Genomic DNA, 14,273 nt, shown 5'->3' with positions numbered 1-14,273 from the left:
GGACGGCGCCAGCCAGGAGGGGAGGGCGCGTGCCGGGAAGGGGCTATTTTAGCAACTGGCCAGCGCCTGCGCGCCGGTTCCGCATGGCGGAATGGCGGAACTCACGGATCCGTTCGGCCAAAAAAAAGCGCCGGTCAGAGCCGGCGCAGCTTTCCACAACGGAAAAGGAGGAGAAATCAGGTACCGCCCGGGAGGTCAGCCACCCATCGCGAGCCAGCAACGGTGGCAAGCGGCACCTATTTCTATGACAGGGTCATCCTTGAATTGGTTTCAAAAAAATTTCGACGCGGCGATTTTGTGCCCGTCCGGTCTCATTTCCGTTGTCCGCAACCGGCTGGGATTGCCCGCGCCCTTCGGCGGTCAGGCGGTTGCGTGCGACGCCGCGATCACCCAGGTAGCCGGCCACGCTCTGGGCGCGGCGCTGCGACAGCTGCATGTTGTAGTTGGGGTTGCCGGTGCTGTCGGTATGGCCCACCACGTTGGCGCTCACGTCCTGGTGCTGGCCCAGGGTCTGCGCGACCTGGTCGAGCACCGAGCGGAACGACGGCTTGATGGTGGCGCTGTCGGTATCGAAAGTCACCTGGCTGGGGATGTTGACCTTCAGCGTGCCATCCGGCTGCTCGGTGATCTGGGTGCCCGTGCCCGCGGTGTCCTTGTTCAGCTTGCCGCGGATGGCGTTCCAGTTGTAGCCGGTTGCGCCGCCGATGGCACCGCCCACTGCCGCGCCCACCAGCGTGCCGGTGGTATTGCCGCCGATCAGGTTGCCAAGCCCGGCGCCGACCGCGGCGCCCACGCCGGTGCCGACTGCCGTATGGGTCTGCTGTTCAGTGGCGCAACCTGCGGCCAGCAGCGTGGCAGCGGCGAGCGAGACGGTAACGAGCTTGATCTTCATGCTTTCTCCTTCTGATGTTCCCGTAAATGTTCTTGGTACCGCATCGCGATGGTAACGCCAAGGCTAGCGGCAGGTAACCCTTTGTACGCGTCGGGCCCGGCCGGTCCTGGCACCGCCTGCGGTGCCGACGTGCCGGGCCGTCCAACCGCACTACAATATGGATATGGCGGCGCGCGCACAAGTGCAAGCTTGTGAGATTTGTAAATGTCTGTAATCCCACACCCCATGCAGGGTATTGCGCGCGGATTTCCGGCCTTCATGGCCGGTGCTGCATACTTTGATACATTAGGCGTAGGCCATCATGCGCCAGTCCCCCAATCATCGAAGCGGAGTTTGTCTTGAGCGTCAGCACTGAGCAGGTCACCGAAGCCCTGCGCACCGTCATCGACCCCAATACGGGCAAGGACCTGGTGTCCACCCGCTCGGCCAGGAATATCCGCGTCGACGGCGGCGATGTCTCGCTGGAAGTCGAACTCGGCTACCCCGCGAAGAGCCAGTTTGATCCGATCCGCAAGCTGGTCGTTGCTGCAGTGCGGCAAGTGCCGGGCGTGAGCAATGTCAGCGTGGCCGTGACCATGAAGATCGTCGCGCACGCGGTGCAGCGCGGGGTCAAGCTGCTGCCGGGCGTGAAGAACGTGATCGCGGTGGCGTCGGGCAAGGGCGGGGTGGGCAAGTCCACCACGGCCGTGAACCTGGCGCTGGCGCTGGCGGCAGAAGGCGCGCGCGTCGGCATGCTCGACGCAGACATCTATGGCCCGAGCCTGCCGATGATGCTGGGCATCGACGGCCGCCCGGAATCCGCCGACGGCCAGACCATGGAGCCGCTGGAAGGCCACGGCCTGCAGGCCAACTCGATCGGCTTCCTGATCGAGCAGGACAACCCGATGGTATGGCGCGGCCCGATGGTGACCTCGGCGCTGGAGCAGCTGCTGCGCCAGACCAACTGGCACGACCTGGACTACCTGATCGTCGACATGCCGCCGGGCACCGGCGACGTTCAGCTGACGCTGTCGCAGAAGGTGCCGGTCACCGGCGCGGTGATTGTCACCACGCCACAGGACATCGCGCTGCTGGATGCCAAGAAGGGCCTGAAGATGTTCGAGAAGGTGGGCATTCCCATCCTGGGCATCGTCGAGAACATGGCGGTCTACTGCTGCCCGAACTGCGGCCATGTCGAGCATATCTTCGGCCACGGCGGCGGCGAGAAGATGTGCGCCGACTACGGCGTGGACCTGCTGGGCAGCCTGCCGCTGACCCTGCAGATCCGCGAGCAGGCCGACTCCGGCCGCCCGACCGTGGTGGCCGAGCCCGACAGCCCGGTGGCCGAGATGTACCGCGCCATCGCGCGCAAGGTGGCGATCAAGGTCGCCGACAAGGCGCGCGACATGACCAGCAAGTTTCCGAGTATCGTGGTGCAAAACACCTGAGGGCGCGGCGCGCCGCGCGCAGCAACCATGGAAAGCCAGCCTACCCCCGACCTGCCGGCACCCGGAGCCCGCCCCGCCGTCACCATGGCGGTGGTGATGCGCAAGGTCGCGCTGGCCAACCGATGGCAGCCGTGGAAGTGGGAGCTGGACGCGGTGCTGCCCGACCTTGGCGAGTTCGGCACGCACCCCGTGTGCCTGGAGCATGACGCCCACGGCGCGCATTGGCTCTACCCGGGCTTCGAGGTGACGCTGTTCCGCGACCAGGGCGAAGGCTACTACCTGAACCTGACCTCGACCACGCCGTGCTGGTTCGTGCTGTGGCGCATGCCAGAGGATGACAGCGATGGCGAAGAGGCCCATCCGGTGCCGATGACCGTGACGCTGTCGTACAACGAGGCCGGCCGCTGGCTCGACGCCGGCGAGACCGTCGAGAACGTGCCGCTGGCGCCCGAGCAGCGCGAGTGGCTACAGGCCTATGTCGACGAGCACTACCGGCCCGAGCCCAAGCAGCGGCGCCGGCCCGAATCCTTCAAGGCGCCGGAAGACCGCGCCCGCTACTGATCCTGACGACCTGAGCTTGCCCTGCCGATGAGCGATTCGTCCTTCCTGTCGCGCTGGTCGCACCGCAAGGCCGCGGTGCGGGAGGGCGTGGCCGTGCCGGCCGAGCCGGCACCACCGGCGGTTGCCGAAGCCGTCTCCGCGACCACCGGGGCCGCGCCCGAAGCGCCGCAGGTACCGGCCCCGACGCTGGAGGACGTGGCGGCGCTGCGCCCCGGCGACGAGATCGCCCGGTTCGTGGCCCGCGGCGTGGATGAGTCGGTCAAGCGCGCCGCGCTGAAGACGCTGTTCGCCGATCCGCACTTCAACGTGATGGACGGGCTCGACATCTATATCGACGACTACAGCAAGCCCGACCCGATCCCGCCGGAGATCCTGCGCCAGCTGCGCCAGGCCGAGACCCTGGGCCTGTTCGAGCCGACCGACGAGGAACGCGCGGCGGCACAGGCCGCGGCCGCCGCCGCGGGGCCTGTGGATGTACCGTCGGCGGCGCCCGCCGAGTTCGCGGAATCCGGCGAGACCGCCGACACTACGGACATACCCGCACCAGTCGAAACGCCGCAGCAAATGGTAAGTCAAAGCGCAGAACAGGGCCCGCAAGACCCGGATAAATGCGCGTAGCCCCACAGGTGCAGCGCAGCCTACAATAGGCATCCCCACAATCCGCCGGCCCGCAGACCCCTCGCCAAGAAGGACGTCCGGACCGGTCAGCCGCATTCGCCATGCCGACGCTGATCTGCAATTGCAACGACACCATGCCGCTTGACGGGGCGGCACTGTCGGAAGCCAACCGGGACGCCAACCAGGGCCCGCTCAAGGTCCACCGCTTGCTGTGCCGGCGCGAGATCGGCGACTTCACCGCCGCGCTCGACGGCACCGACGACGTCATCGTCGCCTGCACCCAGGAACGCCAGCTTTTTACTGAAGTCGCAGCGCAAGCCGCGCAGGGCAGCGATGGCCGCCCGGTGGTGACCGCGCCGGTGCGCTTCGTCAATATCCGCGAGACCGGCGGCTGGTCACAGGGCGCCCGGCGCGACCCCAAGACCGCCAATGCCAAGATCGCCGCGCTGCTGGCCGTGGCCGCGCTGCCCGAACCTGACCCGGTGCCGGTGGTGGATTACCGTTCCGACGGCGCGGTGCTGGTGCTGGGCCCGGCCCAGCGTGCGCTGCCGTGGGCCGAGCGGCTGGCCGCGATGCAGCTGGAGGTCACGGTGCTGCTGACCGGCAGCGACAAGCGTGAAGGCGCCGCGGCGCAGCCGGCGGCGCGCGCCTATCCGGTCCACAGCGGCCGGCTCGCCTCGCTGACGGGCTGGCTCGGCGCGTTCGAGGCCAGCTGGGAGACCGGCGCAGGCCGCAGCAACCCGATCGACCTGGACCTGTGCACCCGCTGCAACGCCTGCATCGACGCCTGCCCCGAGGACGCGATCGACTTCAGCTACCAGATCGACCTGTCGCGCTGCCGCTCGCACCGCGACTGCGTGCGCGCCTGCGGCGCCGCCGCGGCGATCGACTTCGACCGCCCGCAGGGCACTGTGCAGGGACGCTTCGACCTGGTCTTCGACCTGTGCGACACGCCCGCCTTCACCATGCACCAGCCGCCGCAGGGCTACCTGCACGCCGGCGCCGATGCCTCGCGCCAGCAGGCCCAGGCGCTGATGCTGGCGGCGCTGGTGGGCGAGTTCGAGAAGCCGAAATTCTTCCGCTACAAGGAAAGCCTGTGCGCGCATGGCCGCAACCAGACCACCGGCTGCACCGCCTGCATCGACATCTGCTCGACCGAGGCCATCGGCTCGCGCTGGCATGACGGCAAGGGGCGCATCGAGGTCACGCCCAACCTGTGCATGGGCTGCGGCGCCTGCACCACCGTCTGCCCGAGCGGGGCCATCAGCTATGGCTACCCGGGGCCGGAGGTGACGGGCGCGCGCCTGCGCACGCTGCTGTCAGCGTACCGCCAGGCCGGCGCGCGCGATCCGGTGGTGGTGCTGCATGGCGAGGAGTACGGCACGCCCGCGCTGCTGGCATTGGGCCGTGCCGCCCGCGGCGGCAAGGCCAAGGGCGTGCCCGCCAATGTGATGCCGTTGTCGCTGTTCCACCCGGCCTCGGCGGGGCTGGAGTTGTGGCTCGCCGCGCTGTGCTGGGGCGCCAGCCGCGTAGCGGTGCTGCTGACCGGCGACGAGGCACCGCAGTACCGCACCGCGCTGCTGGAGCAGATGGCGGTCGGGCGCGCCATGCTGGCGGGCCTGGGGTATGACGGCGAGGTGCTGTCGCTGGTCGAGGCCGCCGATACGCCGGCGCTGGATGCCGGCCTGGCGGCGCTGCGCCCGGGCCGCAACGCACTGCCGCCGGCGCCGTTCGGCCCCGTCGCGGCCAAGCGCGAGATGCTGGACTTTGTGCTGGACCACCTGGCGCGGCACGCGCCGGTGCCGGCGCAAAGCGTGCCGCTGCCGGCCGGCGCGCCGATCGGCGCAATCGCGGTGGATACGGGCAAGTGCACCATGTGCATGGCCTGCGTGGGCGCGTGCCCGTCGCAGGCGCTGCGCGACAATCCCGAGCGCCCGGTGCTCAGCTTTATCGAGCGCAACTGCGTGCAGTGCGGGCTGTGCGAGAAGACCTGCCCGGAAGACGCCATCAGCCTGGTGCCGCGCCTGCTGGCCGGCGACGCGGCGCGCCGCCCGGTGACCCTCAACGAGACCCAGCCGTTCCATTGCATCCGCTGCGCCAAGCCGTTCGGCACGGCGCAGATGGTGGAGTCGATGCTGGTGCGCCTGGCCGGCCATCCGGCCTTTGCCGGCGCCGCGGCCGAGCGCCTGAAGATGTGCCCTGACTGCCGCGTCATCGACATGATAGAGCGCGATACGGGCACCGCCACCGGCGCCACGCTGCGCTGACGGCGGCCAGGCCACCCAGGACAAATCATCACGACATGACAGACTTCCAGCCGATCCAGCTCACTGCCGCGCTGCCGCCCGACGATGCCGAAGACACCGCCCGCGCCGACCTCTACGGTCTGCTCGCCACGCTGTTCTACCACGCGCCCGACGGCGCGCTGCTGCATCACATCGCCGCCAACCGCGCCGTGGGCGAGGACGCGAACACCGTGCTCGGCAAGGCGTGGAACGCGTTGTGCGATGCAGCATCGGAGACCACCGCGGCCGAGGCCGAGGAGGAGTACCGGCAGCTGTTCGTGGGCGTGGGCCGCCAGGATGTGTTCCTGTACGGCTCCTTCTACATGGCCGGCTTCCTGAACGAGCGCCCGCTGGTGGCGCTGCGCGAAGACCTGGCCCGCTACGGCCTGGAGCGCCATGAAGATGTCAGCGAAACCGAGGACCATATCGCCACGCTGTGCGAGGTGATGCGCTTCCTGGTGGCGGGCGACGACCTGGCGGTGTCCAACCTGGGCGAGCAGCAGCGTTTCTATGCGCAGCACCTGCAGCCCTGGGTGGAGCGATTGTGCGATGCAGTGACGGCGCACCCGCAGGCGCGTTTCTATCGCGGCGTGGTCGGCCTGCTGGGCGCGTTTGCCGGCGTGGAGTCCGTGGCACTCGAGATGCATTGAGCGGGCGGCATTGAATATCGGCGCGCTTCGAGGCTTCTTTAGCGCCGCGGGCCCAAGGCAGCCACTTACTCGAAAATGGGTTGGAAAGTAGGGAAAAACCCGCGCATATCATGGTTTTCCTGCTAGTTGAATCTAGAATATGCATAACAACGCATAACGGCTAAATCCATCGGGCTTTGTCAGCCGAGGAGCCCCCACATGACAGAGAAGCAAACCAGGGTCGCGCGCCGCACGTTTCTCGCGGGCGCTGGAGTTGTGGCTGCCGCTACGGGCGCGGCAGCGCTGACCGCGCGCGGTCCGGCCATGCCGGGCCAGGCCGCAGCTCTGCCGGAACCCACCGATCCTCCGTCGGACAGCAAGGGTTACCGGGTCTCTGACCACATCCGCAAGTACTACCGGACCACGCTGGTGTAGCTGCCAGGGCGGTGTGGTCTGCCGCACCGCCTGCAACCGGACGCGACCTGCGTCCGCATCTGAGGTGAGACATGATCTTGACCCGCAAACGCGCGGCGCAGGGCGCATCCGCCCGCCTCGCTGACGGCCTGGCCAACCGGCCTGAACATGCCGGCGCAGCCTCCGGCCGACTCTCGCAGCGGCTCGCGGCCAGCCTGGCCGGCGCGATGCCGACCATGGACCGCCGCAGCTTCCTCAAGCGCTCTGGCATCGGCGTCGGTGCCGGGCTGGCGGCCTCGCAGCTGACGCTGATCCGCAAGGCGGACGCCGCCGACGACAAGAAGGCGGCAGCCGACGGCAAGACCGGCATCGTGGTCAAGCGCACCGTGTGCGGCCACTGCTCGGTCGGCTGCGCGGTCGACGCGGTGGTGCAGAACGGCGTGTGGATCCGCCAGGAGCCGGTGTTCGATTCGCCCATCAACCTGGGCGCGCACTGCGCCAAGGGCGCTGCGCTGCGCGAGCACGGCCATGGCGAATACCGGCTCAAGTACCCGATGAAGCTGGTCAACGGCAAGTACCAGCGCATCAGCTGGGACAAGGCGCTAGACGAGATCACCGCCAAGATGAAGGAGATCCGCCAGCAGACCGGCCCGGACTCGATGTTCTTCGTCGGCTCGTCCAAGCACAGCAACGAGCAGGCCTACCTGCTGCGCAAGTGGGTGTCGTTCTTCGGCACCAACAACACCGACCACCAGGCGCGCATCTGCCACTCCACCACGGTGGCGGGCGTGGCCAACACCTGGGGCTACGGTGCGATGACCAACTCGTACAACGATATGCAGAACTCGAAGGCAGCTCTGTATATCGGCTCCAATGCGGCCGAGGCGCACCCGGTGTCGATGCTGCACCTCCTGCATGCCAAGGAGAACGGCTGCAAGGTGATCGTGGTCGATCCGCGCTACACGCGCACCGCGGCCAAGGCGCAACACTACGTGCGCATCCGCTCGGGTACCGACATCGCCTTCCTGTTCGGCATGCTGTACCACATCTTCCAGAACGGCTGGGAAGACCAGAAGTACCTGCAGGACCGCGTCTACGGCATGGACAAGGTCAAGGAAGAGGTCATGGCCAAGTGGACGCCCGACAAGGTCGAGGAAGTCTGCGGCGTGCCCGAGGCGCAGGTGAAGATGGTGGCCGAGATCATGGCCAAGAACCGCCCCAGCACGCTGGTGTGGTGCATGGGCCAGACCCAGCACACCATCGGCAACGCGATCGTGCGCGCCTCGTGCATCGTGCAGCTGGCGCTGGGCAATATCGGCGTGGCGGGCGGCGGCGCCAACATTTTCCGCGGCCATGACAACGTGCAGGGCGCCACCGACGTGGGCCCCAACCCGGACTCGCTGCCGGGCTACTACGGCCTGGCCACCGGCGCGTGGAAGCATTACGCGGCGGTGTGGGGCGTGGACTATGAATGGATCAAGAAGCAGTTCGTCTCTCAGGCGATGATGGAGAAGTCCGGCACCACGGTGTCGCGCTGGATCGATATCGTCACCGAGAAGAATGAGCTGATCGACCAGGACAACAACGTGCGCGGCGTGTTCTTCTGGGGCCATGCCCCGAACTCGCAGACGCGCGGCCTGGAGATGAAGAAGGCGCTGGACAAGCTCGACCTGCTGGTGGTGGTCGACCCCTATCCGTCGGCGACCGCGGCCATGGCCAACATGCCGCCGGCCGAGGGCGACAAGGTCAACCCGAACCGCGCGGTGTACCTGCTGCCGGCCTGCACGCAGTTCGAGACCTCGGGCACGTGCACGGCGTCGAACCGCTCGCTGCAATGGCGCGAGAAGGTCATCGAGCCGCTGTTCGAATCGATGCCCGACCAGACGCTGATGCAGGCGTTCGCCGACAAGCTTGGCTTTGGCAAGGAGCTGTCGAAGAACATGAAGCTGATCGAGGTCAAGCGCGCCGGCCGCACCTGGATGGAGCCGGAGCCGGAATCGATCCTGCGCGAGATCAACGCCAGCAACTGGACCATCGGCTACACCGGCCAGTCGCCCGAACGGCTGAAGTCGCACATGCGCAATATGCAGATGTTCGACGTCAAGACGCTGCGCTGCAAGGCAGGCAAGGACCCGATCACGGGCTACGACCTGACCGGCGACTACTTCGGCCTGCCGTGGCCGTGCTACGGCACGCCGGAACTGAAGCACCCGGGCTCGCCTAACCTCTACGACACCAGCAAGCACGTGATGGACGGCGGCGGCAACTTCCGCGCCAACTTCGGCGTGGAGCGCGACGGCGTCAACCTGCTGGCCGAGGACGGCTCGTATTCGCTGGGCGCGGAGATCACCACCGGCTATCCGGAGTTTGACCACGTGCTGCTGAAGAAGCTGGGCTGGTGGGACGACCTGACCGATGCCGAGAAGGCCAAGGCCGAGGGCAAGAACTGGAAGACCGACCTCTCGGGCGGCATCCAGCGCGTGGTGCTGAAGAACCATGGCTGCCACCCGTTTGGCAATGCCAAGGCGCGCGCAGTGGTGTGGAACTTCCCCGACCCGATCCCGCAGCACCGCGAGCCGCTGTACTCCACGCGACCCGACATGGTCGCCAAGTACCCGACCCACGACGACAAGATGGCGTTCTGGCGGCTGCCGACGCTGTACAAGTCGGTCCAGCAGCGCAATATCGAGAACAAGGTCTATGAGAAGTTCCCGATCATCCTGACCTCCGGGCGGCTGGTCGAGTACGAGGGCGGCGGCGAGGAAACCCGCTCCAACCCGTGGCTGGCCGAACTGCAGCAGGAGAACTTCGTCGAGATCAACCCGCGCGCGGCATCCGACCGCGGCATCCGCAACGGTGACTTCTGCTGGGTGAAGACGCCCACCGGGGCCCGCCTCAAGGTGCGCGCGCTGGTGACCGAGCGGGTGGGGCCCGATACCGCGTTTATCCCGTTCCATTTCTCGGGCTGGTGGGAGGGCAAGGACCTGAAGGACTACTACCCCGAGGGCGCGATGCCGGTGGTGCGGGGCGAGGCAGTCAACACGGCCACCACCTACGGCTACGACGCGGTGACGATGATGCAGGAAACCAAGACCACCGTTTGCCAGATCGAGCGGTTTGCATAGGGGCAGAGGGACATCATGGCACGCATGAAATTTATCTGTGACGCCGAGCGCTGCATCGAGTGCAACAGCTGCGTCACTGCCTGCAAGAACGAGCACGAGGTGCCCTGGGGCGTGAACCGGCGCCGCGTGGTCACCGTCAACGACGGCATGGTCGGCGCCGAGAAATCGATCTCGGTGGCCTGCATGCACTGTTCGGACGCGCCCTGCATGGCGGTCTGCCCGGTCGACTGCTTCTACCGCACCGAGGACGGCGTGGTGCTGCACGACAAGGACGTCTGCATCGGCTGCGGCTACTGTTCCTACGCCTGCCCGTTCGGCGCGCCGCAGTTTCCGTCGACCGGCACCTTCGGTGTGCGCGGCAAGATGGACAAGTGCACCTTCTGCGCTGGCGGCCCGGAAAAGAACGGCTCGGAAGCGGAGTTCGAGAAGTACGGCCGCAACCGCCTGGCCGAAGGCAAGCTGCCGCTGTGCGCCGAGATGTGCTCGACCAAGGCGCTGCTGGGCGGCGACGGCGATGTGATCGCCGACATCCTGCGCAACCGCGTGATCAAGCGCGGCACCGGCGGCGACGTGTTCGGCTGGGGTACGGCCTACGGCACTGCCAAGGGCGGCACGGCCCAGCCGGCCCAACCGGCACAGCCGGCGCCCGCTGCACCGGCCGCACCCGCGGCCCCGGGAGGGCAAGCGTCATGAACCGCGTCCGCGTTGTTGCATTGCTGTCGCTGTGCGGCGTGCTGCTGGCAGCTTGCGGCGAGAAGCCGCAGACCATCGGCCCGTCGCACCGCAAGGCTGACGCCCAGGCCTATCAGGGCGCCCCGGGCGATCCGTTCGTGGCCAAGGGCTGGACCGCGGGCGACAAGACCAGCTGGGACAACCAGATCCGCCAGCGCAACCAGTTGCAGAATGAGTACAACCGCACGCAATGAAGGCGCTGCAGTTGGGCCGCCCCGGCAGCCGGGCGCTGGCCCTCGACGATCCGAAGGAGCGCACATGACGCCGTCGCAGAATGCATGCCGCGCAGGCTGGCGGCGCTGGCTGAGCGCCGGCGCCCTGGCGCTGCTGCTGCTGGCCATGGCCGGCACCGTCGCCGCACAGGCGCCGGCCTCGGCACCGCCGGCACCGGCCGCCGCCCAGGCCAATGCCGACACCAACAACCCGGCCACGCATCCGGTCCAGCCGCTGGCCGGCATCGCGTCGGAAAACATCTTCAACGTGCCACGCCGCGATATCGCCGCCGAGGCGCAGTCGCAGCAGCAGCGCACCATCACGCAGCCCGGCAACAACGCCCCGGTCTGGCGCGAGGTCAATTCCGACCAGCGCCACTACAGCAGCCTGCCCGACAAGGAAGCCGGCGTGCTGATCCAGCGCACCGGGCAGCAATGGCGCCTGTTCCGCAACGGCGTCATCACCGTCTGGGGCGGCTGGCTGCTGCTGGTGGTGCCGCTTGCCATCCTGGGCTTCTTCCTGTGGCGCGGCACCATCCCGCTGCGCACGCCGCGCACCGGCCGCATGATCGAGCGCTTCACCCCGCTTGAGCGCATTGCCCACTGGACCATGGCGATCTCGTTCGTGGTGCTGGCGGTGTCGGGCATCGTGCTGCTGCTGGGCAAGTATTTCCTGCTGCCGCTGATGGGCCACATGCTGTTCGGCTGGCTGACTTACGTGCTGAAGAACCTGCACAACGTGATCGGCCCGATCTTCACGCTGTCGGTGATCGTGGGCTTCGTGGTGTTCGTGCGCGACAACCTGCCCAACCGCGACGACGTGCGCTGGGTGACCAGCCTTGGCGGGCTGGCGTCCGGCAAGCATGTGCCGAGCGGGCGCTTCAATGCCGGCGAGAAGATGTGGTTCTGGATCGGCGTGTTCGTGTTCGGGCTGGTGCTGTCGGCGTCGGGCTGGGTGCTGGACATGATCGTGCCGGGCATGGACTACTACCGCTCGACCATGCAGATCGCCAACGTGATCCACGGGATCTCGGCCGTGCTGATGATCGCGATGGCGTGCGGCCATATTTACATGGGCACTGTCGGCATGGAAGGCGCCTACCGCGCCATGCGCGACGGCTGGGTGGACGAGGCCTGGGCCAAGGAGCACCACGAGCACTGGTACGACGACATCAAGTCCGGCAAGATCCCGGCCCAGCGTTCGGCCAGCCCGGAAGCCGCCGCGGGGCGCAACACCCGGCATACCCCGGGCGAAGCCTGAGGCCGGCGCCAACCAGACCATGCGGAACCCACCATGACGATGACACGCACCCTGACGCTGGTTGCCCTGTGCGCGGGCGCCACCCTTGCCACCGGCGCGCTGGCCAAGCTGCCGCCGCCGACCGAGGCCCAGCAGGCCAAGGCCGCCGAGACCAAGGCGCGCGCCGCCTGGGCCGACAAGGTCGCCGCCTACCAGTTGTGCCGCGCGCAGGACAAGACCGCGGCGCGTTACTTCGCCGAGCGCAAGGCCCACGGCCAGGAAGCCCGCGCGCCGTCGCAGACCGCCGCGTGTGCCGATCCGGGCCCGTTTGTGGCGCCGACTGCCGCTGCGCCTGCTGCCCCGGCGCCAGCCGTGGCAAGCACCGCGGCCGACGCCAAACCGGCCGCGGCCGGCGCGGTACAATCCCCTGCAAAGGCGCCGTAACCACAGCCCCATGCACGCCGCGCGCGGCGCGGGGCCCTCACCAGCAGTCCCGAGCCCCTCGTCATGACCCTGCGTCCCGAGCTTACCCAGGCAGCCGTTCCCCTGATCGAAGAGGTTGAAGTCGTCGACGAGCAGGGCCGCGTGCGCGCGGCCTACCTGCCGGGCGAGCGTCCGCTGACGGTCTACCTCGACAAGCGCGAGCTGGTCACGCTGATGACCCTGGGCGGCGCGCCCGAGCACCTGGTGCTGGGCTACCTGCGCAACCAGCGGCTGGTGGAATCGATCGAAGACATCGCCGCGGTGCAGGTCGACTGGGAAACCGAGTCGGCTGCCGTGACCACGCGCAATGGCGTGGACCGCATCGAGGAACGCACCGCGCGCCGCGTGGTGACCACCGGCTGCGGGCAAGGCACCGTGTTCGGCTCGCTGCTCGATGAGGTCGACAACATCCGCCTGCCGGTGGGCGCCACGCTGGACCAGGACACCCTGTACGGCATCATCGACACCATCCGGCTGCAGCAGTCGGTCTACAAGCAGGCTGGCTCCGTGCACGGCTGCGCGCTGTTCCAGGGCACCGAGCTGCTGATGTTCATCGAGGACGTGGGCCGCCACAACGCCGTGGACGCCATTGCCGGACGCATGTGGCTGGAAGGCATGACGGGCGCCGACAAGATCTTCTACACCACCGGGCGCCTGACCTCCGAGATGGTGATCAAGGGCGCGCAGATGGGCATCCCGTTCCTGCTGTCGCGCTCGGGCGTGACGCAGATGGGCTACCAGATGGCCCGGCGCGTCAACCTGACGCTGTTTGCGCGCTGCACCGGCAAGCACTTCCTGCTCTACACCGGGCGCGAGCGCTTCCGCCACCGGCTGCCTGAAGACGCGGTGGCGTAAGCGACACTTGGCTGCTTGCGTTTGCTTGCAGGGGTGGGCGCCGATTGGTTGTACAATGCGGCGCACTCCGAGCCAGTGTGTTTACCCTCCCAACCTTATGAGCATCAAATCCGACAAGTGGATCCGCCGCATGGCGGAGCAGCACGGCATGATCGAGCCGTTCGCGCCAGGCCAGGTCCGGGAGCAGGACGGGCGCAAGATCGTTTCGTACGGCACCTCGAGCTACGGCTACGACATCCGCTGCGCCGACGAATTCAAGATCTTCACCAATATCAACAGCACCATCGTCGATCCGAAGAATTTCGACGAGAAGTCGTTCGTGGATTTCAAGGGCGATGTCTGCATCATCCCGCCCAACTCGTTCGCGCTGGCGCGCACGATGGAGTACTTCCGGATCCCGCGCAGCGTGCTGACCATCTGCCTGGGCAAGAGCACCTATGCCCGCTGCGGCATCATCGTCAACGTGACGCCGTTCGAGCCGGAGTGGGAAGGCTATGTGACGCTGGAGTTCTCCAACACCACGCCGCTGCCCGCCAAGATCTACGCCGGCGAGGGTTGCGCCCAGGTGCTGTTCTTCGAGAGCGACGAAGTCTGCGAGACCTCGTACCGCGACCGGGGCGGAAAGTACCAGGGTCAGCACGGTGTCACACTGCCGAAGGCCTGAGCGCATTACAATGCCGGCGTTTGCCGGAACGGCTGGTCCCGAGAATGGCCGCCACACCTGACGTCAGAGCCACATGTCGCCGCTGCGGGGAACCTCCCGCCGGCCATGTGGCTCAAGTCCTTTATGTCCTGCTTTC

The 14,273-nt window shown here is 67.5% G+C and carries 14 protein-coding genes; 13 read left to right on the top strand and 1 reads right to left on the bottom strand.

Features of this window, described 5'->3' with window-relative positions:
• Positions 1-253 precede the first annotated feature (253 nt).
• Positions 254-892, bottom strand: coding sequence for an OmpA family protein (locus ACW4E8_RS10375; RefSeq protein ID WP_456804410.1), 639 nt, complete (start codon positions 890-892; stop codon positions 254-256).
• A 338-nt stretch (positions 893-1,230) separates the two neighbouring features.
• Here ACW4E8_RS10375 and apbC point away from each other — a divergent pair, with 338 nt between their 5' ends.
• The 13 genes from apbC (at position 1,231) to dcd (ending at position 14,137) form a co-directional block, all read left to right on the top strand.
• The gene (apbC, locus tag ACW4E8_RS10370) at positions 1,231-2,319 is read left to right on the top strand and encodes an iron-sulfur cluster carrier protein ApbC (RefSeq protein WP_456804409.1); all 1,089 of its coding nucleotides are present in this window, start codon (positions 1,231-1,233) and stop codon (positions 2,317-2,319) included.
• Positions 2,320-2,346: 27 nt separating this feature from the next.
• Entirely contained in the window at positions 2,347-2,880 is a 534-nt protein-coding gene (locus ACW4E8_RS10365) for a DUF3305 domain-containing protein (protein WP_456804408.1), read from the top strand.
• A 27-nt stretch (positions 2,881-2,907) separates the two neighbouring features.
• A complete protein-coding gene (locus tag ACW4E8_RS10360) occupies positions 2,908-3,498 on the top strand; it encodes a DUF3306 domain-containing protein (protein WP_456804407.1) in 591 nt (196 codons plus the stop codon).
• 101 nt (positions 3,499-3,599) lie between these two features.
• Positions 3,600-5,765, top strand: a complete 2,166-nt coding sequence (locus ACW4E8_RS10355; protein ID WP_456804406.1) for a 4Fe-4S binding protein — start codon at positions 3,600-3,602, stop codon at positions 5,763-5,765.
• 35 nt (positions 5,766-5,800) lie between these two features.
• Positions 5,801-6,433, top strand: a complete 633-nt coding sequence (locus tag ACW4E8_RS10350) for a TorD/DmsD family molecular chaperone (protein WP_456804405.1) — start codon at positions 5,801-5,803, stop codon at positions 6,431-6,433.
• A 198-nt stretch (positions 6,434-6,631) separates the two neighbouring features.
• Complete coding sequence (locus ACW4E8_RS10345; RefSeq protein ID WP_013957773.1) at positions 6,632-6,847, top strand: hypothetical protein; 216 nt, start codon at positions 6,632-6,634, stop codon at positions 6,845-6,847.
• Positions 6,848-6,918: 71 nt separating this feature from the next.
• Positions 6,919-9,951 carry a molybdopterin-dependent oxidoreductase gene (locus ACW4E8_RS10340; RefSeq protein WP_456804404.1) on the top strand — a complete coding sequence of 1,011 codons (3,033 nt, stop codon included), beginning with the start codon at positions 6,919-6,921 and terminating at the stop codon, positions 9,949-9,951.
• 15 nt (positions 9,952-9,966) lie between these two features.
• Positions 9,967-10,644, top strand: coding sequence for a formate dehydrogenase FDH3 subunit beta (gene fdh3B, locus ACW4E8_RS10335; RefSeq protein ID WP_456804403.1), 678 nt, complete (start codon positions 9,967-9,969; stop codon positions 10,642-10,644).
• Positions 10,641-10,877: a hypothetical protein gene (locus ACW4E8_RS10330; protein WP_456804402.1), complete on the top strand. Its 237-nt coding sequence runs from the start codon at positions 10,641-10,643 to the stop codon at positions 10,875-10,877. The genes fdh3B and ACW4E8_RS10330 overlap by 4 nt, the downstream gene beginning before the upstream one ends.
• Positions 10,878-10,941: 64 nt before the next feature.
• Positions 10,942-12,156: a formate dehydrogenase subunit gamma gene (locus ACW4E8_RS10325; protein ID WP_456804401.1), complete on the top strand. Its 1,215-nt coding sequence runs from the start codon at positions 10,942-10,944 to the stop codon at positions 12,154-12,156.
• Positions 12,157-12,189: 33 nt separating this feature from the next.
• A complete protein-coding gene (locus ACW4E8_RS10320; protein WP_456804400.1) occupies positions 12,190-12,579 on the top strand; it encodes a hypothetical protein in 390 nt (129 codons plus the stop codon).
• A 63-nt stretch (positions 12,580-12,642) separates the two neighbouring features.
• Positions 12,643-13,473, top strand: a complete 831-nt coding sequence (locus ACW4E8_RS10315; protein ID WP_456804399.1) for a formate dehydrogenase accessory sulfurtransferase FdhD — start codon at positions 12,643-12,645, stop codon at positions 13,471-13,473.
• Positions 13,474-13,570: 97 nt separating this feature from the next.
• Positions 13,571-14,137 carry a dCTP deaminase gene (gene dcd / locus ACW4E8_RS10310; RefSeq protein ID WP_340530419.1) on the top strand — a complete coding sequence of 189 codons (567 nt, stop codon included), beginning with the start codon at positions 13,571-13,573 and terminating at the stop codon, positions 14,135-14,137.
• The last annotated feature ends 136 nt before the right edge of the window (positions 14,138-14,273 follow it).

The sequence above is a fragment of the Cupriavidus sp. CP313 genome, assembly GCF_054072015.1.
The sequence above is the reverse complement of the archived record's forward strand: the minus strand, read 5'-3'. Positions and strand labels throughout refer to the sequence as shown.